This is a genomic window from Rhodococcus mengyinensis (genome assembly GCF_048381435.1).
GTDB lineage: Bacteria > Actinomycetota > Actinomycetes > Mycobacteriales > Mycobacteriaceae > Rhodococcus_F > Rhodococcus_F opacus_D.
In genome coordinates this window covers 73574-96009 of record NZ_JBLWIT010000133.1, presented here as the reverse complement: position 1 = coordinate 96009, position 22436 = coordinate 73574, and the positions used below count along the sequence as shown (strand labels likewise).

Sequence of the window (22436 nt, the reverse complement as noted above, 5' to 3'; positions counted from 1 at the left end):
GGTTGCCCGCGCAGCGCCTCATCCGTCGCCCCAATTCGTCTCGGAAACGTTCGTGCTCTTTCCCGTTTTGACGCAGCGACGGACGGTTCGGTTCCCCCGCCCCGCAAGAAAGTTCACGCAGTTCTCGCGGGGCGAAGGAAGCCGTCCGGCTACCCGCTGTTGCGCAGCGCGGTCGCCAGCCCGTTCATCGTGAGCTGGATGCCGCGGCGCGTCTGATCACTGTCGTCCCCGGCCCGGTAGCGGCGCAGCAGTTCCACCTGCAGGTGGTTGAGGGGTTCGAGGTACGGGAACCGGTTGTGCACCGACCTCTCCAGACCGGGGTTGTCGGCGAACAGGGTGTCGTTCCCGGTGATCGCCTTGTACATCCGGATGGTCCGCTCGTGTTCCTCGGCGATCTTGCCGAACACCCGTCGGCGGAGTTCCTCGTCGGGAACCAGTTCCGCGTAGCGGGCGGCGAGACCCATGTCGGACTTCGACATCACCATCGCCAGGTTCGACAGCACGGTCCGGAAGAACGGCCACTTCTCGTACAGGCGGGACAGCGTGGCCACCCGCTCGGGGTCGCCCTGCGTCCATTCCTCGAACGCCGCACCCGTGCCGTACCACCCGGGCAGCATGACCCGGGACTGACTCCACGACAGCACCCACGGGATCGCCCGGAGGTCGGAGATGGACGTGGTCTGCTTCCGTGAGGCTGGGCGGCTGCCGATGTTGAGGGCCCCGATCTCCGCGACCGGAGTCGACATCTCGAAGTACTCCACGAATCCGGGTGTCTCGTGCACCAATTCGCCGTAGGCGCGGCGGGCCAGCGCAGCGAGCTCGTCGAGGATTCGGTACGCCGGTTCGGCGTCGTCGCCGAGGCCCTCGACGTCGAGCAGGGTGGCCTCGAGGGTCGCGGCGAGCAGCGTTTCCAGGTTGCGCTGCGCGAGGCGAGGTTCCGCGTACTTGGCGGCGATCACCTCGCCCTGTTCGGTGATCCGCAGCGACCCGGCCACCGCGCCGGGCGGTTGCGCGAGGATCGCCTCGTAGCTGGGTCCGCCGCCGCGACCCACGGTGCCGCCGCGACCGTGGAAGAGCCGCAACCGGATTCCCGTCTTGCGGGCAGCGTCCACCAGATCCAGCTCCGCGCGATACAGCGCCCAGTTGGCCGCCAGGTAGCCGCCGTCCTTGTTGGAATCGGAGTACCCGAGCATCACTTCCTGCGAGTCGCCGCGCGACGCCACCAGGGCCCGGTAGATCGGCACCTCCAGGGTGGCCTCGAGGGTGGCGGCCCCCTGCTGCAGGTCCTCGATCGTCTCGAACAGCGGCACGATGCCCACCGGACAGGACGGCGCCTCCCCCGATCCGGGATCGAGCAGACCCACCTCCTTCAGCAGCACCGCGGCCTCGAGCATGTCGCTGACGGAGGTGCACATGCTGATGATGTAGTTGGGCACGGCGCCCGCACCGAGTGTCCGGACCGCGTCGGCGCCTGCCTGGAGGATGGCGAGCTCCTTCGCGGTCAGCTCACTGAACTCCGCGTTCGCGGTGGTCAGCGGGCGCCGGGTCGACAGCTCCGCCGACAGCAACTCCACCCGCTCGTCCTCCGACAGCGACGGGTAGTCGGCGTGCACGCCCGCCCACGCCAGCAGCTCGGCGACGACCGTCTCGTGCACGTCCGAGTTCTGCCGCATGTCCAGTCCGGAAAGGTGGAAACCGAACACCTCCACCGAGTCCCGCAGGTTCGCCAGCCCGTCGTCGGCGATGGTGCCGTCACCTCCGCGCCGCAGGGAGTCGTCGACGACGTCGAGTTCGTCGAGCATCTGCCGCGGGGTGTCGTAGGGTGCGAGCCCGAGGTCGAGCCCGTGATCGGGTGCCTCACCCAGAATGCGGTGCGCGGTGGCCGTGAGACGCCCCCGGATACCCCGAATCGCGCGCCGGTAGGGCTCGTCGGCGCGGAACGGGGAATCGTCCTGCGACGCCGCGGCCAGGAGGTCGAGCGCGGGCGTGACGGTGACGAGGCGAGCCGACATGGACAGTTCGCGCTCGAGCGTCTCGAGTTCCCCGAGGTGATGCTCGAGGGCGGTGGCCGCGGCACGGGTGGTGGCCTGCCGGACCACCTCGTCGGTGACGTACGGGTTGCCGTCGCGGTCTCCGCCGATCCACGAGCCGGGGCGCAGTATCGGCTCCCGGCCCAGATCCGCGTCCGGCCACCGCGATCGCAGGGCGCCGCGCAGTTCGGCGTTGATCTTCGGGACGACCTCGAACAGTGCCGCGTCGTAGTACCGCAGCCCGACCTCGATCTCGTCCTGGATCCGCAACCGCGACAACCGGATCAGGGCCGTCTGCCACAGGGTGAGGATCTGCCGCCGCAGCCGCACGTCGACGTCGGCCGTCTCATTCTCGGTCAGGGCGGTGCGCTCGCGGTAGCGCATCAGTTCGGTGATGCGGGACTGGGTTTCGAACACCGTCCGGCGGCGGGTCTCGGTGGGATGGGCGGTGATGACCGGCGACACGAGCGCCCCGCGCAACGCGTCCGCGACGACGGTGCTGTCGAGGTGCGCAGCGTCGAGTTTGGCGAACGTGGCGGTCAGGGTGCTGTCGGGGGCGGGTTCACCGGCGGCGACGTGGACGGCACGCCGGCGTTCGCGGTGGATGTCCTCGGCGAGATTGGCCAGCAGGGCGAAGTGGCTGAAGGCCCGGATGACAGGAATGGTGTCGCTCGTGGACACCTGGGTGAACATGTCCGCCAGATCTGCGCGGTCGATCTCCGAACGACGAACCCGGAACGATTCGACCCTGGCCTTCTCGACGAGGTCAAAGACGCTGTCCCCGGCCTGTTCCCGCACTATCTGACCGAGGATGCCGCCCAGGAGCCGAATGTCTTCGCGGAGTGGTTCAGTGGCCTCACGTGGGGTTTCGATCATTCATCCAGTATCGACCGATGACGGCCCGTCTGCATGATGAAGCCGATCAGCCGAACTTGATCTCCAGGCCGATGCCGATGATCGCGATCAGCCAGATCAGGCCGGTGAAGACGGTGAGGCGGTCGAGGTTCTTCTCGACCACGGTGGAACCGGACAGGCTCGACTGGACGCCGCCGCCGAACAGGCTGGACAGACCGCCGCCCTTACCGCGGTGCAGCAGCACCAGCAGAATCAGCAGCAAGCTGGTGACCACCAGCAGGATATCCAGGAACAGTTCCATGTCTGTCTACGTCCACCCATCCAGTAGGAACAACAACGACCTCGTACACCCTACAGGCGCTCCGCGCCCGTGCGCCTTTCCGGTAGCTGTAGGTACCGGAAAGGCGCACGGGCGCCGAAGGCGCCTTACGGCAGAGGTCCGCCCGCGGCGATCGCCGACAGCGTCGCGAACTCGTCGGCCTTCAGTGAGGCGCCGCCCACGAGGGCGCCGTCCACATCCGTCTGACCGACGATCTCGCCGACGTTCTTGGCGTTGACGCTGCCGCCGTAGAGAACGCGGACACCGGACGCGACGTCCGGCGAGGCCAGGTCACCGAGCGTGGCGCGGATCGCGGCGCAGACTTCCTGCGCGTCCGCGGCACTGGCCACGCGGCCGGTTCCGATGGCCCACACCGGCTCGTACGCGATGACGACCTTCGCGATGTCCTCGGCGGACAGTCCGGCGAGCGAGCCTCGCAACTGCTCGACGTTGTAGGACACGTGCTCGCCGGCCTCGCGGACGTCGAGGCCCTCACCGATGCAGACGATCGGGGTGATCCCGTTCTTCAGCGCGGCCTTGGTCTTGGCCAGCACGGTGTCGTTGTCCTCGCAGTGCAGGGTCCGGCGCTCCGAGTGCCCGACGACGACGAACGTGCAGCCAAGCTTGGCCAGCATGGAGCCGCTGATCTCGCCGGTGTACGCACCCGAATCGTGGGCCGACACGTCCTGCGCACCGTAGGTGAGCAGGAGCTTGTCGCCCTCGACGAGGGTCTGCACGCTGCGGATGTCGGTGAACGGCGGGATCACCGTCACGTCGACCTTGTCGAAGTACTTCGCCGGGAGCGAGAAGGCGATCTTCTGAACCAGCGCGATGGCCTCGAGATGGTTCAGATTCATCTTCCAGTTGCCGGCGATCAGCGGCTTCCGTGCCATGCCTCAGCCCTCCAGAACTGCGATGCCGGGGAGTTCCTTGCCCTCGAGGTACTCGAGGGAGGCGCCGCCGCCGGTGGAGATGTGCGAGAACCCGTCCTCGGGCAGACCGAGCTGGCGGACCGCCGCGGCGGAGTCACCGCCACCGACGACGCTGTACGCGCCCTTCCCGGTGGCCTCGATGATCGCCTCGGCGACACCCTTGGTGCCCGCGGCGAACTTCTCGAACTCGAACACGCCCATCGGGCCGTTCCAGAAGACGGTTTTCGCGCTGGTCAGGATCGCCGCGAACCGGCGAACCGACTGCGGTCCGATGTCGAGGCCCATCCAGCCGTCCGGGATCTCGAGCACCGAAACGATCTTCGACTCGGCGTCCGCCGAGAACGAATCGGCGATGACCACGTCCTGCGGGATGTGGATCACGTCGGCGTACTGCTCGAGCAGCGCCTTGCATGTGTCGATCATCGACTCCTCGCACAGCGAGTTGCCGACCGACACGCCCTGCGCCGCCAGGAACGTGTAGTACATGCCGCCACCGATGACGAGGGTGTCGACCTTGGGGGCCAGCGCCTCGATCACCGCGAGCTTGTCCGACACCTTGGACCCACCCAGCACGACCGCGTACGGCCGCTCGGGCTCCTCGGTGAGCTTGCCGAGCACCTTGATCTCGGATTCGACGAGCCTGCCCGCGTAATGCGGGAGCAGCTTGGCCACCTCGTACACCGACGCCTGCGCGCGGTGGACGACACCGAATCCGTCGGACACGAACGCGCCGTCGTCGCCGACGAGTTCGACCAGGGCCTTGGCGAGCTTCGTCCGCTCGGCCTCGTCCTTGCTGGTCTCCCGCGGATCGAAGCGGATGTTCTCCAGCAGGAGAACGTCGCCGTCCGTGAGCCCCTCGGCACGTGCCAGAGCGTCCTGCCCGACGACGTCGCCGGCGAGCTGGACGTTGCGTCCCAGTACCTCGGCGAGCTTCACCGCCACCGGTGCGAGGGAGTACTGCGGGTCGGGCTCGCCCTTGGGGCGACCCAGATGGGCGGTGACGATGACCTTGGCGCCCGCCTCCGCCAACGCTTTCAGCGTCGGCGCGGAAGCGATGATGCGTCCGGGATCGGTGATCCGGTCACCGTCGAGCGGAACGTTGAGGTCGGAGCGCACCAGCACGGCGCGCCCCTCGACCCCAGCGCTCAGCAGGTCGTCGAGAGTCTGAACTGCCACTGTTACCGAACCTTTGCTCAGAGAGACTTGGCGACGAGACCGATGAGGTCGGCCAGACGGTTGGAGTAACCCCACTCGTTGTCGTACCAGGACACGATCTTGGCCTGATCGTCGATGACCTTGGTGAGGCCGGAGTCGAAGATCGAGCTGTGCGGGTCGGTGACGATGTCCGACGACACGATCGGGGCGTCCGTGTACTTCAGGATGCCCTTGAGCGGTCCCTCGGCGGCAGCCTTCATCGCGGCGTTGATGTCCTCGACGCTGGCCGACTTCTTCAGGTTCGCGGTGAGGTCGGTGACCGAGCCCGTGGGGATCGGGACACGCAGCGCGTAGCCGTCCAGCTTGCCGAGCAGCTGCGGGAGGACCAGGCCGATGGCCTTGGCGGCACCGGTGCCGGTGGGGACCACGTTCAGCGCGGCGGCGCGGGCGCGGCGCAGGTCGCTGTGCGGGCCGTCCTGCAGGTTCTGGTCCTGGGTGTAGGCGTGGACCGTGGTCATGAGGCCCTTGACGATGCCGAACTCGTCGTCGAGCACCTTGGCGATGGGGCCGAGGCAGTTGGTGGTGCACGAGGCGTTGGAGATGATGTTCTGGCTGCCGTCGTACTTGTCGTCGTTGACGCCCATCACGATGGTGATGTCCTCGCCCTTGGCCGGGGCGGAGATGATGACCTTCTTGGCGCCGGCCTCGAGGTGGCCCTTCGCCTTGGCTGCGTCGGTGAAGATGCCGGTGGACTCGACGACGACGTCGACGCCCAGGTCACCCCAGGGAAGCGCCGCGGGGCCTTCCTTGATGGCGAGTGCCTTGATCTTCTGGTTTCCGACGACGATGGTGTCTTCACCCTCGAGCGAGACGTCGTGCGGGAGACGACCCAGGATGGAGTCGTACTTCAGGAGATGCGCCAGCGTAGCGTTGTCCGTGAGGTCGTTGACCGCCACAATCTCGATGTCGGTGGTTCCGAGCGCCTTCTGCGCATCCACCGCCCTGAAGAAGTTACGTCCGATACGGCCGAAACCGTTTACGCCTACCCGGACAGTCACAATCTGCTCCTTTGCGCATGATTCTGGTTGTGCAGCTCTGCTCCCGCGCCGCTACGACACCACCGACGGGTGGTCGGCGCGAGGTTTCATCGGTCGATGTGGCTCTAACCCTAGTGCGCGCGGCACGCGCGCGCGCAGTCACCTCCGGGCACCCTTTCCCGGGCCGCCCCGACCCGAACGAACGGGACGCTCGTCCGATCTGACGCAACGAGCGTCCCGTTCGTCCGGGAGTGGGGGTGGTGGGAGGCGACCGCCGACGACGGTCAGGCGTCGTCGAGAAGATCTGCGGTGACGGCCGACTCGGTGTCGGGGATGCCGGTTTCCTTGGCCTTGCGGTCCGCCATGGACAGCAACCGCCGGATGCGGCCGGCGACGGCGTCCTTCGTCATCGGCGGGTCGGCGAGCTGGCCGAGTTCCTCGAGGGACGCCTGCCGGTGCTCCACCCGGAGGTGACCGGCCGCCGCCAGATGGTCGGGCACCTCGTCACCCAGGATGTCGAGGGCCCGTTCGACGCGGGCCGCGGCCGCGACGGCCGCCCGCGCGGACCGGCGCAGGTTGGCGTCGTCGAAGTTGGCGAGCCGGTTGGCGGTGGCCCGGACCTCCCGGCGCATGCGGCGTTCCTCCCACACGAGGCGGGTGTCCTGGGCGCCCATCCGGGTGAGCAGCGCGCCGATGGCCTCGCCGTCGCGGATCACCACCCGGTCGGTGCCGCGGACCTCACGCGCCTTCGCGGAGATGCCCAGCCTGCGCGCCGCCCCGACGAGCGCGAGCGCCGCCTCCGGGCCCGGGCAGCTGACTTCGAGCGCCGACGACCGGCCCGGCTCGGTCAGCGAACCGTGCGCCAGGAACGCGCCGCGCCACGCGGCTTCCGCGTCGGCGACGCTGCCACCGACCACCTGTGCTGGAAGCCCGCGCACGGGGCGTCCCCGCAGGTCCAGGAGACCGGTCTGGCGGGCGAGGGCCTCGCCCTCCTTCGCGACCCGCACGATGTACCGGGACGACTTGCGCAGCCCGCCGGCACTGAGGACGTGGACGTCGGCGCTGTAGGTGAACAGGTCGAAGATCTCGCGGCGCAACCGGCGGGCTGTGGACCCCAGATCCACTTCCGCCTCGACCACGACCCGGCCGCCGACGATGTGCAATCCCCCGGCGAACCGCAGCAGCGACGAGACCTCGGCCTTCCGGCAACTCACATGAGTGACGACGAGACGACTGAGTTCGTCTTTGACCTCTGCTGTCATTGCCACGAAGCGCTCTCCCTTTCCTCTGGTGTCTCGGCCACTTCGCTCCCCCGAGACCCCGCATCGGGGTCGCTCCAGAGCTGTTCGAGAACGGACGCAAGTTTTCCTGCATGGTGCGTGTGGGTGCCGTGCTCCGACACGTCGGCGTACACGACGCGTGCCTGGAACTGTCCGGCGGCGCGGGCGAGGTGCTCGCGCTCGCGCCCCGGCGGAACCGAACCCGAATCGACCACGACGAAGTCGACGGTGAGTTCGGGTGCGTGTTGGGACAGTACGTGCAGATGACGCTCGGTGGAGAATCCTGCGGTCTCGCCCGGCTCCGGAGCCAGGTTGAGCACCAGCACCTTCCGCGCGGCGGTGGCGATCAGCGTGTCGAGGAGTTCCGGCACGAGGACGTGCGGGATGACGCTGGAGAACCACGACCCCGGGCCGAGGACGACCATGTCGGCGACGTCGATCGCCCGGACCGCGTCCGGGCAGGCGGGCGGATTCGCCGGCAGCAGTCGCACACGCCGCACCTTGCCGGGGGTGGTCGCGACCGCGACCTGACCGCGGATGCAGCGGCTGACCCGCGGGTCCGCCTCGAGGCCCTGCACGTCGGCCTCGATGTCCAGGGCGATCGGCGACATCGGCAGCACGCGCCCGTTGATCCGCAGCAACCGGGCGAGTTCGTCCAGCGCCGCGACGGGGTTGCCGAGCACTTCGGTGAGGCCGGCCAGGATGAGATTGCCCACCGAGTGGCCGGCGAGGGCACCGATTCCGCCGAAGCGGTGCTGGATGGTGTCCGTCCAGCCCTGCACCTCGGGGTCGTCCGCGGCGAGTGCGGCGAGCGCCATCCGCAGGTCCCCCGGCGGGATGACACCCAGTTCGGCGCGCAGCCGTCCCGAGGAGCCGCCGTCGTCCGCGACGGTGACGACGGCCGTGACGTCACGGCTGAGCCGGCGCGCGGCGCTGAGGGTGGCGAACAGCCCGTGGCCCCCGCCGAGCGCGACGATCGCAGGCGGCTGATGCACCGGCCTCATTCGCGCCCCAGATCACGATGGACGACACGCACGTTCAGCCCGGAGTCCTTTCCGAGTCGGCTCGCCAAGGCCTCCGACATCGCGACACTCCGATGTTTCCCTCCGGTGCACCCCACCGCGATGGTCATGTAGCGCTTCCCCTCCCGACGATATCCCGCGATCGTCAGATCCAGCAGGTGGTGATATGTGGCCAGATAGTCCTCGGCACCGTCCTGCGACAACACGTAGTCCCGCACGTCCTCGCTCTGCCCGGTGTGCGGACGCAACTCCGGAATCCAGTGCGGGTTGGGCAGGAAGCGGACGTCGCAGACGAGATCGGCGTCCATCGGAAGACCGTACTTGAAACCGAACGACTGGACTGTTACCTGCATGGTCCGGTTCTCGGCGTCGCCGAACGCGTCCTCGATCTTCTGCCGCAACTGGTGCGCCGCCAGGGACGACGTGTCGATCACCAGATCCGCGGCGGCCTTCACCTTCGCGAGCTGATCGCGCTCGGCGGCGATGCCCTCCGACAAGGTGCCCTCGGCGCCTCCCCCCGACAGCGGGTGACTTCGGCGCACCTGTTCGAAACGGCGCACCAGGACCTCGTCCGACGCGTCGAGGTACAGCACCCGCGTGTGCACGGGTTTGCTCTCCAGTTCGGTGAGGACCCAGCCGAGGTCGCCGGTGAACAACCGGCTGCGCACGTCGATGACGACGGCGAGCCGCTCGAGCCGCGAATCGGATTCCAGGCTCAGATCCACCATCCGGGAAATCAGTTCCGGGGGAAGATTGTCCGCGACGTACCACCCGAGGTCCTCGAGGACCTTCGCCGCCGTCTGCAGACCCGCCCCGGAGAGCCCGGTGACGAGAAGGAAGTCCATCGGCCGGACCGTGGATGGACGGTCACTCTGCGCGTGCTGCTCGTTCACTCGACACCTGTCCGTTGCGAAGCGCTCTGTGCTGCCGGGCCGTGCTGTGCTACCGGTTCGCGGGGAATGTCCGCGCCGTTCCGTTCTGCCGTGCCCGGCCCGTTCCGATCTGGTTCATCATCCCCCACTCCCGCGACGTCCGCAGACGGTTCCTCCGCCCCGAGAGCGGTGAGTACCGCTTTCGCCGTGGCCGTTCCGATGCCCGGCACCGCCGTGATCTCCTCGACGGAGGCCTGCTTGAGGCGGGCGACGGAACCGAAGTGCGTCACCAGGGCCTTGCGCCGGGTCTCGCCGAGGCCGCGGACCGAGTCGAGTGCGGACGCCGTCATCCGGCGGGACCGCTTGCTGCGGTGGAACGTGATCGCGAAGCGGTGCGCCTCGTCGCGTACCCGCTGCAGCAGGTACAGCGACTCGCTCGTGCGCGGGAGAATGACCGGGTCCTCCTCCCCCGGCACCCACACCTCCTCGAGCCGTTTGGCCAGCCCGATCACGGCGACGTCGGTGATGCCCAGTTCGTCGAGGACCGCCGAGGCCGCGGCCACCTGCGGGGCTCCGCCGTCCACGACGAACAGGTTCGGTGGGTACGCGAACCGCCGCGGCCTGCCGGTCTGCGGATCGATCGCCGCCTCCGGGGCCAGGTCGCCGCCGTCCCCGCCCGACACCTGGTCGGCGTCCCCGCCCGACACCTGGTCGGCGTCCGCCCCGGCCGCTTCGGCACGCAGCACCCCGACGTCGCGGTTGTGCCGGAGGAACCGCCGGCGGGTGACCTCGGCGATGCTGGCGACGTCGTCGGAGCGGCCGTCGCCCGCCGCCTCCTTGATCGCGTAGTGGCGGTAGTCGGACTTGCGGGGCAGGCCGTCCTCGAAGACGACGAGGGAGGCCACCACGTCGGTGCCCTGCACGTGGCTGATGTCGACGCATTCGATCCGCAGGGGCGCCGAATCCAGGTCGAGGGCCTCCTGGATGCCCTGCAGGGCCGCCGACCGCGACGTGAAGTCGCCGGCGCGGCGCAGCTTGTGCTGTTGCAGCGCCTCCATCGCGTTGCGCTGCACGGTCTCGGCGAGAGCCTTCTTGTCGCCGCGCTGCGGCACGCGGAGGCGGACCGCGGATCCGCGGAGACCGCTGAGCCACTCCTGCACCTGTTCGGCGTCGGGCGGCAGCACGGGCACCAGGACCTCCCGCGGCACGCCGCTGGTGCCGGCCTCCTGGTCGGTCGCGCCCGACAGCGCCGCCTGCTCACCGTAGAACTGGGTGAGGAACTGCTCGACGAGCAGCGGCAGGTCCGATCCCGCCTCGGAATCGACGCTGGCCCAGTCGATGACGTCACCGGCCTTCTCGACCACCCAACCGCGCTGGCCGCGCACGCGGCCACCCCGGACGTGGAACACCTGCACCGCGGCCTCGAGCTCGTCGGTCGCGAAGGCTGCGACGTCGGCGTCGGTGCCGTCGCCGAGCACGACGGCCTGCTTCTCGAGCGCCCGCCGCAACGCGCCCACGTCGTCGCGCAGCCGCGCCGCCGTCTCGAAGTCGAGTTCTTCCGACGCCTCCTGCATCCGGGCCTCCAGCTGCCGGACCAGCTTGTCGGTGCGTCCCGACAGGAAGTCGCAGAAGTCTTCGACGATCTTGCGGTGCTCGGCCGCGGACACCCGTCCGACGCACGGCGCGGAGCACTTGTCGATGTAGCCGAGCAGGCAGGGACGGCCGATCTGGTTGTGACGCTTGAACACCCCGGCCGAGCAGGTGCGGGCGGGAAACACCCGCAGCAGCAGGTCGAGGGTTTCGCGGATGGCCCACGCGTGCGAGTAGGGACCGAAGTAGCGGACACCCTTGCGTCTGGGCCCGCGGTAGACGAACAGCCGGGGGTACTCCTCGTTCAGGGTGACCGCGAGAACCGGGTACGTCTTGTCGTCGCGGTAACGGACGTTGAACCGGGGATCGAATTCCTTGATCCAGTTGTACTCGAGCTGGAGGGCCTCGACCTCGGTGCTCACCACGGTCCACTCGACGCTGCCGGCCGTGGTCACCATCTGGCGGGTGCGCGGGTGCAGCGTCGAGACGTCGGCGAAATAGGAATTCAGCCGTGATCGAAGACTCTTCGCCTTCCCGACATAGATGACCCGGCCGTGCGGATCGCGGAACTTGTACACCCCCGGGTCGACCGGAATCGTTCCGGTCGCGGGGCGATATGTCGAAGGATCGGGCACCCCTCCACGTTAGTCGGCGCCACCGACCAACCCCGCATCCGCGACGTCACGGAGGGACGACCCCCGGTTCAGGACGGTGCGTACTCCGACGCGAGTGCGCGGAAGCGGTCGACGGCGTCCACGGCGTACTCGCGATCGTTCGACTGGATGGCCATCACGGCCAGGTATTCGTCGTCGGGCAGCTCGATCCGGGCCCACGCCGCGCCGTCCGGGAAGGACAACCCCTCGTACAGGTCCCAGTCGACGATGCGCTCCCCGAGCACGTTGCGCACGGCGATGCCGCGGGGCCCGACCCGCAACCGGGGCCGGGTCAGCAGCAAGACGGCTGCCGCAAGGAGGCAGCCGATGCCCGCGAACGCCAGCTGGTCGGCGAGCCGGAAGTACACGCCCGTCGAATCGCCGCGCAGCAGGATAGCGAACGTCACATGCACGACGACGAGAAGGACCGCCACACCGATCGCGTATCGACGCGACTTGCGTGGCGTCGCGACGAGTGTCCACTCGGATTCGGGAGTGGTCATGGATGGATCCGGATCATACGAACGACTCCTCGGCGCGGCGCAGTCGCGCCAACGTGACAGCGGTGTCCAGCGCGGCCGCACACGCCTGACCGCCCTTGTCCTCGACGGAGCCGGGCAGGCCACTGCGGTCGACGGCCTGCTGCTCGGTGTCCGTGGTGAGCACACCGTTCCCGACCGGGGTGCTCTCGTCCAGCGAGACCCGGGTCAGACCGGCCGTCACGGCGTCGCAGACGTATTCGAAGTGCGGCGTCCCGCCGCGGATCACGACACCGAGCGCGACGACGGCGTCGTGGGTGCGGGCCAGGGCCTGCGCCACCACCGGAAGCTCGATGGCACCGGCGACCCGGACCAGGGTGACGTTCTTCACGTTCGCCTCGGCCGCCACCCGTTGCGCGCCGGCGATCAGCGCCTCGGAGATCTCGGCGTGCCAGCTGCCGGCGACGATGGCGAGCCGGAGGTCGCCCGCCTCACCGAGTTGCAGCTCCGGCAATCCCTCACCGCTCACAGCATTTCTCCCGCTTCGAAGTCGTCGAGCCCGATCAGGTCGTGGCCCATGCGGTCGCGCTTCGTGCGCAGGTACGTCAGGTTCTCGGCGTTCGCCCGCAGCGGCATCGACACCCGCTCGGTGATCTGCAGGCCGTAGCCGTCGAGGCCGACCCGCTTGGCCGGGTTGTTGGTGAGCAGACGCATCGAGGAGATGCCCAGATCCACGAGGATCTGCGCGCCGATGCCGTAGTCGCGGGCGTCGGCGGGCAGCCCCAGCTCGAGGTTGGCGTCGACGGTGTCCGAACCCGCGTCCTGCAGCTGGTAGGCCTGCAGCTTGTGCATGAGCCCGATGCCCCGGCCCTCGTGCCCGCGCATGTACAGGACCACACCGCGGCCCTCCTGCGCGACCATGTCGAGGGCGGCGTCGAGCTGGGGACCGCAGTCGCAGCGCAGCGAACCGAACACGTCGCCGGTGAGGCATTCGGAGTGCACGCGCACGAGCACGTCGCTACCGTCGCCGTCCGGTCCGGGCAGGTCGCCGCGGACCAGCGCCACGTGCTCGACGTCGTCGTAGATGCTCCGGTAGCCGACGGCCGTGAACTCGCCGTGCCGGGTGGGGATGCGCGCGGACGCGACCCGCTCCACGTGCTTCTCGTGCTTGCGGCGCCACGCGATGAGGTCGGCGATCGAGATCAGGGCGAGGTTGTGGTCGTCGGCGAAGACCCTAAGCTCGTCGGTCTGGGCCATGTGGCCCTCGTCCTTCTGGCTGACGATCTCGCAGATCACACCCGCAGGCCGCAGGTCCGCCATCCGGGCGAGGTCGACGGCGGCCTCGGTGTGGCCGGGACGGCGCAGCACGCCGCCCTCCTTGGCGCGCAGCGGCACCACGTGGCCGGGCCGGGTGAAGTCCTGGGCGCCGCTGGACGGGTCGGCCAGCAACCGCATGGTGGCGGCGCGGTCGGACGCGGAGATGCCGGTGCCGATGCCCTCCCGGGCGTCGACGGTCACGGTGTACGCGGTGCCGTGCTTGTCCTGGTTGGTGGCGTACATCGGGGGCAGGCCGAGGCGGTCGCAATCGGCGCCGTCGAGCGGCACACAGAGATACCCGGACGTGTATCGAACCATGAAGGCAACCAACTCGGGGGTGGCCTTCTCCGCGGCGAAGATGAGGTCTCCCTCGTTCTCGCGGTCCTCGTCGTCGACGACGACGACTGCCTTGCCTGCGGCGATGTCCGCAACGGCGCGCTCGATACTGTCGAACCTGGTCACGTGCTCGGTCTCCAAAGTCTTGACTTAGGCATCTTCGAATACAACGGATGCATCCGTGGGATGCTCCTCAACAGTACGACTCAGCGGCCGGCCGCTTGCAGCCGCTCCACGTACTTCGCGATCACGTCGACCTCGAGGTTGACGGGCGTCCCGACGGACGCCGCCCCGAGCGTGGTCAGTTGCAGCGTGGTCGGGATGAGCGAGATCTCGAAGTACTCGTCGCCGCGTTCCCCGCCGAGAGCCGAGACCGTAAGCGACACACCGTCGACCGTGATCGAGCCCTTCTCCACGACGTACCGGGAGATGGCGTCGGGCAGCGCGATGCGCACGACCTCCCAGTTCTCGGACGGGCTGCGGCTGATGATGTGCCCGGTGCCGTCCACGTGGCCCTGGACGAGGTGGCCGCCGAGGCGGCTGTTCAGGGCGGCGGCCCGCTCGAGGTTGACGCGGCTGCCCACGTCGATCTTCTGCAGGCTCGACCGGTTCAGCGTCTCCTGCATGACGTCGGCCGTGAAGGAGCCGTCGGCCAGCACCTCGACGACGGTCAGGCACACACCGTTCACCGCGATCGAATCCCCGTGTGACGCGTCGGAAGTCACGACCGGACCACGGACGGTGAACCGTGCGGCGTCGGCCAGTTCCTCCTTGGCGACGACCTCACCCAACTCTTCGACGATCCCGGTGAACACTATGGCTTCTCCTACGTTCGGTGGCTGTCAGGGTTTTCGGACACTGCTGGAACCAGACTCAACAACAGATCGGGGCCGATTGTTTCGACCGACTCGTGACGGAACCGCAGCGCGCCGTCGATCGAGTGCACTCCCGCCTCCGCGACCGCGGACGGGCCGGCGCCGAGGACCAGCGGGGCGAGGTACGCCTGGATGCGGTCGACGCGGCCCGCGGCGAGGAATGCGCCCGCCAGCCGGGGCCCGCCCTCGAGCAGCACATCGGTGTACTCGGCGAGTGCGGCGAGGACCTCGTCCACGTCGTGCGTGCGCAGCAGCAGGGTGGGCGCGGAGTTGTCGAGGACCCGGGCGTCGGCCGGGATGTCGCCGAGTCCGACGACGACGCGCACCGGCTGGTGCGCCGCGAGCGATCCGTCGGGCATCCGGGCGGTCAGCCGCGGGTCGTCGGCGAGCACCGTCCCGGTGCCGACCACGATCGCGTCCAGTTTCGCCCGGTCGGCGTGGACGCGTTCCCTCGCCTCGGGACCGGTGATCCACTGGCTGGTGCCGTCGGCGGCGGCGCTGCGCCCGTCCAGTGTGGCCGCGTACTTCCAGGTCACGTGCGGCCGTCCGGTGCGCTGCCGGTGCAGCCACGCGCGGAGCGGGCCGCGTTCGACGTCCTGGGCCCGCAGCCCGGACGTCACGTCGACACCCGCCGAGACGAGGGTTTCCGCGCCGCCCGCGGCCTCGGGGTTCGGATCACCCACCGCGTAGTGCACCGCGACCACACCGGCATCGAGGAGCGCCTGCGAACACGGCCCGGTCCGGCCGTGGTGGTTGCACGGTTCCAGTGTGACGACGGCGGTGCCGCCGCGGGCGGCGTCCCCCGCCTCCCGCAGTGCGACGACCTCTGCGTGGGGACCGCCGGGAGGCTGCGTCATCCCGACACCGGCGATGCGTCCCGCGGCGTCGAGGACCACCGCGCCGACCGCCGGATTGGGGCTGGTGAATCCGCGCGCCGACTCGGCGGCGCCGATGGCGATCTGCATCGCGGCGTCGAGGTCCGCCGCCGAATTATCGTGCCGCACGTGGGAGTTCACGTTCTACCGGAGCGCCGTTACCGCGACAGGCTCAGGTGCGGTGACGCCTGGGCGGCGCTGGCGCGCAGGGCGCGCACGGCCTCCGCGGGATCGCTCGTGCCGTAGACGGCGGACCCGGCGACGAAGCAGTCGACGCCCGCCTCGGCAGCGGCCTCGACGGTGTCGGCGTTGATGCCGCCGTCGATCTCCACGACCAGTCTCAGTTCACCCGAGTCGACGAGCCGGCGGACGGCCTTCGCCTTCGACAGCACCTCGGGGATGAACGACTGACCACCGAAGCCGGGCTCGACGCTCATGACGAGGAGCGTGTCGAAGTCCTTCAGGATCTCGAGGTACGGCTCGATCGGCGTGCCGGGCTTGACGCTGAGACCGGCCTTGGCGCCGGCGGCGCGGATGTCCCGGGCCACGGACCGGGGGTCGTCGGTCGCCTCCGCGTGGAAGGTGACGTTGTGCGCGCCCGCCTCCGCGTAGGGCGGCGCCCAGCGGCCGGGGTCGTCGATCATGAGATGGCAGTCGAGCGGGATGTCCGTCGCCGCGAGCAGGCTCTGCACGACGGGAAGGCCGAGCGTCAGGTTGGGCACGAAATGTGCGTCCATCACGTCGACGTGCAGCCAGTCGGCACCGGCGACGGCGTCCGCCTCCTCGGCGAGACGCGCGAAATCTGCAGACAGAATGGACGGTGCGATCATCGGGGTTGCCACGGGCCGCAGTTTAGTCGTACGCGTGCCGTGCCCGGGTCCCGCGGTCCATACTGGGCTCATGCCGACCTGGACGGACGTCGTGGCGATCGGTGCGTCACTACCGGAGGTGCAGGAGAGCACGTCGTATCGCACCCCGGCTCTGAAGGTGGCGGGCAAGCTGCTCGCCCGGTTGCGGGCCGAGTCGGACGGGGGCCTGGTGGTGATGTGCGACCTCGACGAGAAGGCGGCCCTGCTGGCCCAGGGCGCGCCGTTCTATACCACTCCGCACTACGACGGTCACGGTTCGATCGTCGTCGACCTCGAGAACGTCGACGTTCCGCAGCTGACCGAACTGCTGCAGGATGCCTGGCGAATCAAGGCACCGGCGAAGCTGCGTAAGCAGTTCGACCAGACCTGACGCGAAAGGCGAGGGCCCGGGCAGCGCCCGCACACCGGCCCGGACCCTCATCGGATCGGCGTCAGACGCCGAGCTTGAGACCCGCCCCCGCGTCGACCCGGAGCTGCTGACCGGTGACGAACCGGGACTCGTCGGAGGACAGGAACACCACCGCGTGCGAGATGTCCTCGGGCTCGACCCACGGGGTGGGCATCGCCTGCATGAACGGGAACGTGACCTTCGCGTCCTCGGCGGTCGGGTTCTCCAGGTCGGGGCGGAACGTGCGGAACATCGGCGGACTCTGCAGCATGTCCGTGTTGCAGTTCGTGGGATGGATCGCGTTGACGCGGATGGACTTCGGGCCCAGGGTGAGCGCGAGCGAGTTGGTGTACGTCCACAGCATCTTCTTGGCGAGACCGTAGCCGTCGCCGCCCGGGCCCTGCAGGGCCTGCTGGCCATTCAGACCGGTCTGCGGGACCAGCCCGGCCACCGATCCCGTCGCGATGATCGAGGCGCCGGCGTCGAGGTGCGGAAGGGCCGAGTGGATGGTGTTGATCACTCCGACGAAGTCGACGTCGAACGCATCGACGAATCCCTCGACGGGCACGTCGTTCCCGAGAGGCGCGATCCCGGCGTTGGCGACCACGACGTCCAGCCGGCCCAGCGTCGCGACGGCGGCGTCGAGTTCGCGTTGCAGGGCCGCGCGGTCGCGCACGTCCACCTTGGCGGTGACGACCCGGCGCCCCGCCTTCTCGACCAGCCGTCCCGTCTCCGCGAGGTCGGCCTCGGTCGCCAGCGGGTATTCGTTGGATGCGATGTCCTCGCAGAGGTCGAAGGCGATGATGTCGGCGCCCTCGTCGGCGAGATGCACTGCATGACTACGCCCCTGACCCCGCGCCGCTCCCGTGATCAGAACGACCTTCCCCGCTACCCGATTCATCTGAAGTCCTCCACTCGCTTCGTGACGTACGTCTCTGTCGCGAGAAGAATTAGAACACGTTTCACGGAAAAGTGGAACAGGTTCTACCGAGAGTCGGGCAGATGTCCAGGTAGTGGGGACGCCCCCGCCCTACGGCTTGCGCAACGCGGCCATGAACATCGCGTCGGTGCCGTGCCGGTGCGGCCAGAGCTGGACGCCCGGACCGTCTCCCAGACCCGGCACACCGGGAACGAGTTCACGCGTGTCGAGTGCCGTGAGCCCGTAGCGGCGCACCGCGTCCGCGACCACGGCCACCGTCTCGGACAGGTGCGGCGAACACGTCGCGTAGAGGATCACGCCGCCCGGACGAACCAACTCGACGGCCGATGCCAGGAGTTCGCGCTGCAGTTTCGCGAGACCCGCCACGTCCGACGGCTGCCGGCGCCACCGCGCCTCCGGACGTCGGCGCAACGCACCCAGTCCGGTGCACGGCGCGTCGACCAGGATGCGGTCGTACCCGCCCGCCAGCCCGGGATCCCGCCCGTCGGCGACGTGCACGTCGACCGGGAGTTCCTTCGTCGTCTTGCGGATCAGGTCCGCGCGGTGTTCCACCGGCTCCACGGCGTCGAGGCGTCCGCCCTCGATTCCGGCGAGGGCGCCGAGCAGGGCCGCCTTGCCACCCGGGCCCGCGCACAGGTCGAGCCAGCGGCCCGCGTCCGGACCGTCCAAGGGTGCCAGCGACAGCGCCCGGGCGACGAGCTGACTGCCCTCGTCCTGCACTCCGGCGAGCCCCTCACGGACGGCGTCGAGCAGCCCCGGGTCGCCGCCGTCCAGATAGACCGCGTACGGCGAGTAGCGCCCCACCTCGCCGCCGGTGGCGAGCGCGAGTTCCTCCGACGAGATCTCCCCCGGGCGGGCGACGAGATGCACCACCGGCCGGGCGTCGTCGGCGATGAGGACGTCCTCGAGTTCGCCGGCGTCGGCACCGAGCGCGTCGGCGAACACCTGCGCGATCCACGTGGGATGCGCGTGCTCGAACGCCAGCCGCCCCACTGGGTCGGCCGGGGCGAGGCGCTCCACCCATTCCGCTTCGGACCGCTCCGACACCCGGCGCAGCACGGCGTTGACGAAGCCCGCCTTCCCCGGACCGGCCTCCGCGCGCACGAGATCGACGGAGGTGGCGACGGCGGCGTGCGGGGCGACGCGGGTGCGCAGCAGCTGGTAGGCGCCCAGCTGGAGGACGTCGAGGAGCGGTCCGTCGATCTCGGCGATCGGCCTGCCGGCGCAGTCGGCGATCACGGCGTCGAGGAGCCCACGGGCGCGGGCGGCGCCGTAGGCCAATTCCGTGGCGAGGGCCGCGTCACGTCCGTCCAGGCGCCGCTCACGCAGCAGCCCGGGCAGCACGAGATTGGCGTAGGCGTCGCGTTCCCGGACGGCGCGCAGCACGTCCCTCGCGGCGAGCCGCGGCTGGTCGAGACCGGACTGCGACGCGTCGGGCCGGCGGGCCTGTCGGGGACGGTTGTTGCGGGCCCCCGAGCCGGACTGGCCGCGACGTGCAGGCCTTCTGGATTCGCTCACTGTGCCCGTACCTCCGCGTCGAGTCGTGCGCCTCGCGCCCAGTCCAGGGCGGCCATCTGTTTCTTGCCCTGCGGCTGGATGCGGTCGAGCCGCACCGCCACCGTGGACGTGCCGATCAGGAATCCGGCCTTGGTCACCGAGATCTCTCCCGGCTCCAGTCGCTCCTCCGTCGGAGTGACCGGACCGACCTTGACGCGCAGATCGCCGATCATGGTCCAGGCGCCGGGCGCGGGGGTCACCGAGCGGACGTGCCGGTCAACCACGGCAGCTGTTCTGTCCCAACGGATCCGGGCCGCCTCGACGCTCACCTTGGGCGCGTGCGACACTCCGTCGGCCGACTGCGGGACCGCGGTGATCGCGCCGTCCTCGATCCCGTCGAGAACCGACTCCAGGAGGACCGCACCGCTGTCGGCCAGGCGCCCCAGCAGATCCCCGGCGGTATCGGTATCGCGGATCCTCTCGGTGACCACCCCGTAGACCGGCCCGGTGTCCATTCCCGCCTCGAGCCGGAACGCACTCGCGCCGGTCATGTCGTCGCCCGCACCGATCGCGGCCTGCACGGGGGCTGCCCCGCGCCACGCCGGCAACAGCGAGAAGTGCAGGTTCACCCAGCCATGGGCCGGGATGTCGAGGACCTTCTGCGGTAGCAGCGCCCCGTAGGCGACGACGGGCGCGCAGTCGGGTGCGAGGTCGGCGAGACGCGCCAGGAAGTCCGGCTCCGAGGGCCGCTCGGGAGTCAGCACCTCGATGCCGTGGGAGTCGGCGAGTTCACCGATCGGTGAACGGACCACCTTGCGTCCGCGGCCTGCGACCGCGTCCGGGCGGGTGATCACCGCCACGACGTCGTGGCGCGGCGAACGGATCAGGCGTTCGAGCGAGGGAACAGCGGGCTCGGGGGTTCCGGCGAAGACTATGCGCACGTCGGCGACCCACACGACGGACGGTGGACCGCTGCGCGGGCCGAAACGATACTCACGAAGAAAGCTCCCCTTTGATCGACGATGTGCCGACCAGTCTAGGGAGTCGACCCCGGGCCATAACACTCGGCGAACTGTCGTCGCCGCCCTGCAGGGCGTGAGCGATTCCGACGCCGAACACCTCGCGGCCGCATTCGACATCAAGACCGTGAAGGACCTCGGCACCAACAAGTACTTCCTGTGGGCGCAGGCGGTCACGAAACTGGCGGAGTAGCGCACACACGCGGAGGCGGGGAGTCGTGCAGCGCACGGCTCCCCGCCTCATTCGTGTGGGTCTATCTGTTGCTGTCGAGAATCACCTGCGGAATACCCGCACCGACCGGGACGAACTCGCAACGAGCCAGCGGAGCCGCGTCCGGGTCGAGCGCCGCCCGGACGAGGTCGAGCGCGAACGGATCGTAGGGCGCCTGGAAATGTCCGGTGCCGTCCTGGGGGCATCGATCCTGGATCAGGATGTTGTCGGCCCCGGCGCCGTGGAGCGCCATGTTCGTGTACGGCTGGATCATCTCGTCGTACCGAGACCCGATCGTCGTGTACGCGACACCGGGCACGGTGTCACCGCCCGCGTTGAGGGCGTTCATGAACGGCGAGCCCTGCATCTGCTGGCTGACGGCCACCGATGTCACCGTGCGGGCGAAGTCCGGTCCGCCGGGAAGCGCCTGGACGATCGGAACGAGGCCGTACATCACTCCCCCGTAGCTGGGCGACGCCAGCCCGACCCAGTGGTCGACGAACGGGGCGCCGCCGAGCTTGTTGACGTAGTACCGCGTGACGTTCGCACCCTGTGAGTACCCGACCGTGTCGACCTTGTCGGCGCCGGTCGCGTCGCGGACCCGGTCGACGAATCGGCCGAACTCCTCCGCGCTCGCGACGATGTCCTCGGTGCCGTACGTATCGGCGCCCGGCGCTCCGCCGTAGTTGAGCGCGAACACGCAGTAGCCGTCCGCGGCGAGCATCGGCGACAGGGCGGCCCAGTCCGCGTAGGCGCTGGCGTCAGTGCCGTGTGCGAGCACCACCGGCTCGGGGTGGTCCGGGGAAGGTGTGCAGGAGAAGTCGTTCGATCCCGCGGGTGCGCTGCCCGGGTGCTCGTGCGCATACGCGGCGGCGGCACTACGGCCGGTCTGGGGAAGCCCGGCCGTGGCGGGCACGACGGGTTGGGGCGGTGAGGAGTCGTCCGCATGGGCGGTGGACACTGCGCCGGACATCAGCAGGACGACACCCGCGACGACCGCACCGGCACCCCGAAATCTCATGATCTCTCCCGACTTCGCCGTGACATTTCTGTGAACCTTCCCAGAATGTGCACGCGCTGTCGCGTCGAGGCGGCGGGCCCGCGGTGAACCGCGACGCCCTACGAGTCGGTGTCAGCCTTGCCGGCTTCGCTCTGATCGTCTTCCGCGAGAAGGCGATACATCGCGCGACGCGCCTCGGTGAGGATTTCGCCGGCACGCCGAACCTGTTCGTCGTCACCGACGGCGGCGACCTGCCCCGCGGCACCCATCAGCAGCCCGATCAGGCCCCGCAGGTCCTCGGCGGGCCTGCCGACACTCTCCCGCACGTCGTCCCACGGGGTGCCGAGTTCGGTCTTGTTCGCTTCGACGAAGGCCTTGCCCTCGTCCGTCAGGCGTGCGGTCTTGCGGCCCGCCACCTTTTCGATCAGTACCAGACCCTCGTCCTCGAGTTGTGACAGCGCGGGGTAGATCGAACCCGGACTGGGCTTCCACACCCCGTCGCTGCGTTCGACGATCTGCTGAATCAACTCGTAGCCGTGCATCGGCTCCTCGGTGAGCAGCAGCAGGATCGCGGAGCGGACATCGCCGCGCCGTCCCCTGCCACCCCGTCCGCGTCCGCGGCCGAAGTGCATTCCCGGGCCGAACCCGGGATCACCCTCGGGCCCGAAGCGGCCTCGCCGGTGTCCGTGACGGTGGGGGCCCTCGGGCCGTCCCGTCCGCTCGCGCGCGAATCGGTCCCGTCGGGGACCTCTGTGTTCGAAATGGAAGTTTTCCATCATCAGCCTCCTTCTGTATCGCTGATGCATCAACGATATATCGGCAATAGACACTCGGCAAGGTCCTTTTCTGTGACGGTGGTCAAGTCGCCCCCGGACTCGCGGGCGC

The 22436-nt window shown here is 69.3% G+C and carries 22 protein-coding genes; 2 read left to right on the top strand and 20 right to left on the bottom strand.

Annotated elements, in window-relative coordinates:
• Nucleotides 1-149 precede the first annotated feature (149 nt).
• The 15 genes from ppc to rpe form a co-directional block, all read right to left on the bottom strand.
• Nucleotides 150-2906, bottom strand: coding sequence for a phosphoenolpyruvate carboxylase (gene ppc / locus ACNJ7E_RS31560; RefSeq protein ID WP_317567312.1), 2757 nt, complete (start codon nt 2904-2906; stop codon nt 150-152).
• A 46-nt stretch (nt 2907-2952) separates the two neighbouring features.
• Nucleotides 2953-3186, bottom strand: coding sequence for a preprotein translocase subunit SecG (secG, locus tag ACNJ7E_RS31555; protein ID WP_005241788.1), 234 nt, complete (start codon nt 3184-3186; stop codon nt 2953-2955).
• A gap of 125 nt (nt 3187-3311) precedes the next feature.
• Nucleotides 3312-4097 carry a triose-phosphate isomerase gene (gene tpiA, locus ACNJ7E_RS31550; protein ID WP_280782160.1) on the bottom strand — a complete coding sequence of 262 codons (786 nt, stop codon included), beginning with the start codon at nt 4095-4097 and terminating at the stop codon, nt 3312-3314.
• A 3-nt stretch (nt 4098-4100) separates the two neighbouring features.
• Nucleotides 4101-5312: a phosphoglycerate kinase gene (locus tag ACNJ7E_RS31545; protein WP_280782161.1), complete on the bottom strand. Its 1212-nt coding sequence runs from the start codon at nt 5310-5312 to the stop codon at nt 4101-4103.
• A 17-nt stretch (nt 5313-5329) separates the two neighbouring features.
• Nucleotides 5330-6349, bottom strand: a complete 1020-nt coding sequence (gene gap, locus ACNJ7E_RS31540; RefSeq protein ID WP_005241784.1) for a type I glyceraldehyde-3-phosphate dehydrogenase — start codon at nt 6347-6349, stop codon at nt 5330-5332.
• 263 nt (nt 6350-6612) lie between these two features.
• Nucleotides 6613-7596: a DNA-binding protein WhiA gene (gene whiA, locus ACNJ7E_RS31535; RefSeq protein WP_005262275.1), complete on the bottom strand. Its 984-nt coding sequence runs from the start codon at nt 7594-7596 to the stop codon at nt 6613-6615.
• Nucleotides 7587-8612: a gluconeogenesis factor YvcK family protein gene (locus tag ACNJ7E_RS31530; protein WP_280782162.1), complete on the bottom strand. Its 1026-nt coding sequence runs from the start codon at nt 8610-8612 to the stop codon at nt 7587-7589. The genes whiA and ACNJ7E_RS31530 overlap by 10 nt, the downstream gene beginning before the upstream one ends.
• Nucleotides 8609-9475, bottom strand: coding sequence for an RNase adapter RapZ (gene rapZ, locus ACNJ7E_RS31525; RefSeq protein ID WP_050787545.1), 867 nt, complete (start codon nt 9473-9475; stop codon nt 8609-8611). Before rapZ ends, ACNJ7E_RS31530 begins: the two co-directional genes overlap by 4 nt.
• Before the next feature lie 44 nt (nt 9476-9519).
• Nucleotides 9520-11727: an excinuclease ABC subunit UvrC gene (gene uvrC, locus ACNJ7E_RS31520; RefSeq protein WP_280782163.1), complete on the bottom strand. Its 2208-nt coding sequence runs from the start codon at nt 11725-11727 to the stop codon at nt 9520-9522.
• Between the two features lie 68 nt (nt 11728-11795).
• Nucleotides 11796-12248 (bottom strand): PH domain-containing protein, encoded by a 453-nt coding sequence (locus ACNJ7E_RS31515; protein ID WP_120659106.1) that lies wholly within the window; start codon nt 12246-12248, stop codon nt 11796-11798.
• Nucleotides 12249-12261: 13 nt separating this feature from the next.
• Nucleotides 12262-12753, bottom strand: a complete 492-nt coding sequence (ribH, locus tag ACNJ7E_RS31510; protein ID WP_005241766.1) for a 6,7-dimethyl-8-ribityllumazine synthase — start codon at nt 12751-12753, stop codon at nt 12262-12264.
• A complete protein-coding gene (locus tag ACNJ7E_RS31505) occupies nt 12750-14003 on the bottom strand; it encodes a bifunctional 3,4-dihydroxy-2-butanone-4-phosphate synthase/GTP cyclohydrolase II (protein ID WP_009480441.1) in 1254 nt (417 codons plus the stop codon). Before ACNJ7E_RS31505 ends, ribH begins: the two co-directional genes overlap by 4 nt.
• Before the next feature lie 80 nt (nt 14004-14083).
• The gene (locus ACNJ7E_RS31500; RefSeq protein WP_105418502.1) at nt 14084-14692 is read right to left on the bottom strand and encodes a riboflavin synthase; all 609 of its coding nucleotides are present in this window, start codon (nt 14690-14692) and stop codon (nt 14084-14086) included.
• Nucleotides 14693-14703: 11 nt separating this feature from the next.
• Complete coding sequence (ribD, locus tag ACNJ7E_RS31495) at nt 14704-15756, bottom strand: bifunctional diaminohydroxyphosphoribosylaminopyrimidine deaminase/5-amino-6-(5-phosphoribosylamino)uracil reductase RibD (protein WP_280782308.1); 1053 nt, start codon at nt 15754-15756, stop codon at nt 14704-14706.
• A 29-nt stretch (nt 15757-15785) separates the two neighbouring features.
• Nucleotides 15786-16469, bottom strand: a complete 684-nt coding sequence (gene rpe, locus ACNJ7E_RS31490; RefSeq protein ID WP_280782164.1) for a ribulose-phosphate 3-epimerase — start codon at nt 16467-16469, stop codon at nt 15786-15788.
• A gap of 58 nt (nt 16470-16527) precedes the next feature.
• Between rpe and ACNJ7E_RS31485 the strand changes: the two genes are divergently transcribed.
• Entirely contained in the window at nt 16528-16866 is a 339-nt protein-coding gene (locus ACNJ7E_RS31485) for an MmcQ/YjbR family DNA-binding protein (protein ID WP_120659108.1), read from the top strand.
• Between the two features lie 61 nt (nt 16867-16927).
• On the opposite strand, the gene ACNJ7E_RS31480 is transcribed toward ACNJ7E_RS31485, so the two are convergent.
• The 3 genes from ACNJ7E_RS31480 to fmt form a co-directional block, all read right to left on the bottom strand.
• The gene (locus tag ACNJ7E_RS31480; RefSeq protein ID WP_016880326.1) at nt 16928-17785 is read right to left on the bottom strand and encodes a mycofactocin-coupled SDR family oxidoreductase; all 858 of its coding nucleotides are present in this window, start codon (nt 17783-17785) and stop codon (nt 16928-16930) included.
• A 129-nt stretch (nt 17786-17914) separates the two neighbouring features.
• The gene (locus tag ACNJ7E_RS31475; protein WP_011598870.1) at nt 17915-19342 is read right to left on the bottom strand and encodes an RsmB/NOP family class I SAM-dependent RNA methyltransferase; all 1428 of its coding nucleotides are present in this window, start codon (nt 19340-19342) and stop codon (nt 17915-17917) included.
• Entirely contained in the window at nt 19339-20262 is a 924-nt protein-coding gene (gene fmt / locus ACNJ7E_RS31470; protein WP_280782165.1) for a methionyl-tRNA formyltransferase, read from the bottom strand. The genes ACNJ7E_RS31475 and fmt overlap by 4 nt, the downstream gene beginning before the upstream one ends.
• A gap of 31 nt (nt 20263-20293) precedes the next feature.
• On the opposite strand from fmt, the gene ACNJ7E_RS31465 reads away from it, so the two are divergent.
• Entirely contained in the window at nt 20294-20533 is a 240-nt protein-coding gene (locus tag ACNJ7E_RS31465) for a hypothetical protein (RefSeq protein WP_418341833.1), read from the top strand.
• Nucleotides 20534-20594: 61 nt separating this feature from the next.
• Here ACNJ7E_RS31465 and ACNJ7E_RS31460 read toward each other — a convergent pair whose 3' ends face one another.
• Both ACNJ7E_RS31460 and ACNJ7E_RS31455 read right to left on the bottom strand, forming a co-directional pair.
• The gene (locus tag ACNJ7E_RS31460) at nt 20595-21572 is read right to left on the bottom strand and encodes an esterase/lipase family protein (RefSeq protein WP_280782166.1); all 978 of its coding nucleotides are present in this window, start codon (nt 21570-21572) and stop codon (nt 20595-20597) included.
• A gap of 98 nt (nt 21573-21670) precedes the next feature.
• Nucleotides 21671-22327: a PadR family transcriptional regulator gene (locus tag ACNJ7E_RS31455; protein ID WP_105421831.1), complete on the bottom strand. Its 657-nt coding sequence runs from the start codon at nt 22325-22327 to the stop codon at nt 21671-21673.
• Between the last annotated feature and the right edge of the window lie 109 nt (nt 22328-22436).

Excerpts from the sequence above, each read along its gene's own strand:
- ppc (WP_317567312.1), bottom strand. The coding sequence starts at position 2,906 with ATGATCGAAACCCCACGTGAGGCCACTGAACCACTCCGCGAAGACATT.
- secG (WP_005241788.1), bottom strand. The coding sequence starts at position 3,186 with ATGGAACTGTTCCTGGATATCCTGCTGGTGGTCACCAGCTTGCTGCTG.
- tpiA (WP_280782160.1), bottom strand. The coding sequence starts at position 4,097 with ATGGCACGGAAGCCGCTGATCGCCGGCAACTGGAAGATGAATCTGAAC.
- ACNJ7E_RS31530 (WP_280782162.1), bottom strand. The coding sequence starts at position 8,612 with ATGAGGCCGGTGCATCAGCCGCCTGCGATCGTCGCGCTCGGCGGGGGC.
- rapZ (WP_050787545.1), bottom strand. The coding sequence starts at position 9,475 with ATGGACTTCCTTCTCGTCACCGGGCTCTCCGGGGCGGGTCTGCAGACG.
- ACNJ7E_RS31515 (WP_120659106.1), bottom strand. The coding sequence starts at position 12,248 with ATGACCACTCCCGAATCCGAGTGGACACTCGTCGCGACGCCACGCAAG.
- ACNJ7E_RS31485 (WP_120659108.1), top strand. The coding sequence starts at position 16,528 with ATGCCGACCTGGACGGACGTCGTGGCGATCGGTGCGTCACTACCGGAG.
- ACNJ7E_RS31480 (WP_016880326.1), bottom strand. The coding sequence starts at position 17,785 with ATGAATCGGGTAGCGGGGAAGGTCGTTCTGATCACGGGAGCGGCGCGG.
- ACNJ7E_RS31460 (WP_280782166.1), bottom strand. The coding sequence starts at position 21,572 with ATGAGATTTCGGGGTGCCGGTGCGGTCGTCGCGGGTGTCGTCCTGCTG.
- ACNJ7E_RS31455 (WP_105421831.1), bottom strand. The coding sequence starts at position 22,327 with ATGGAAAACTTCCATTTCGAACACAGAGGTCCCCGACGGGACCGATTC.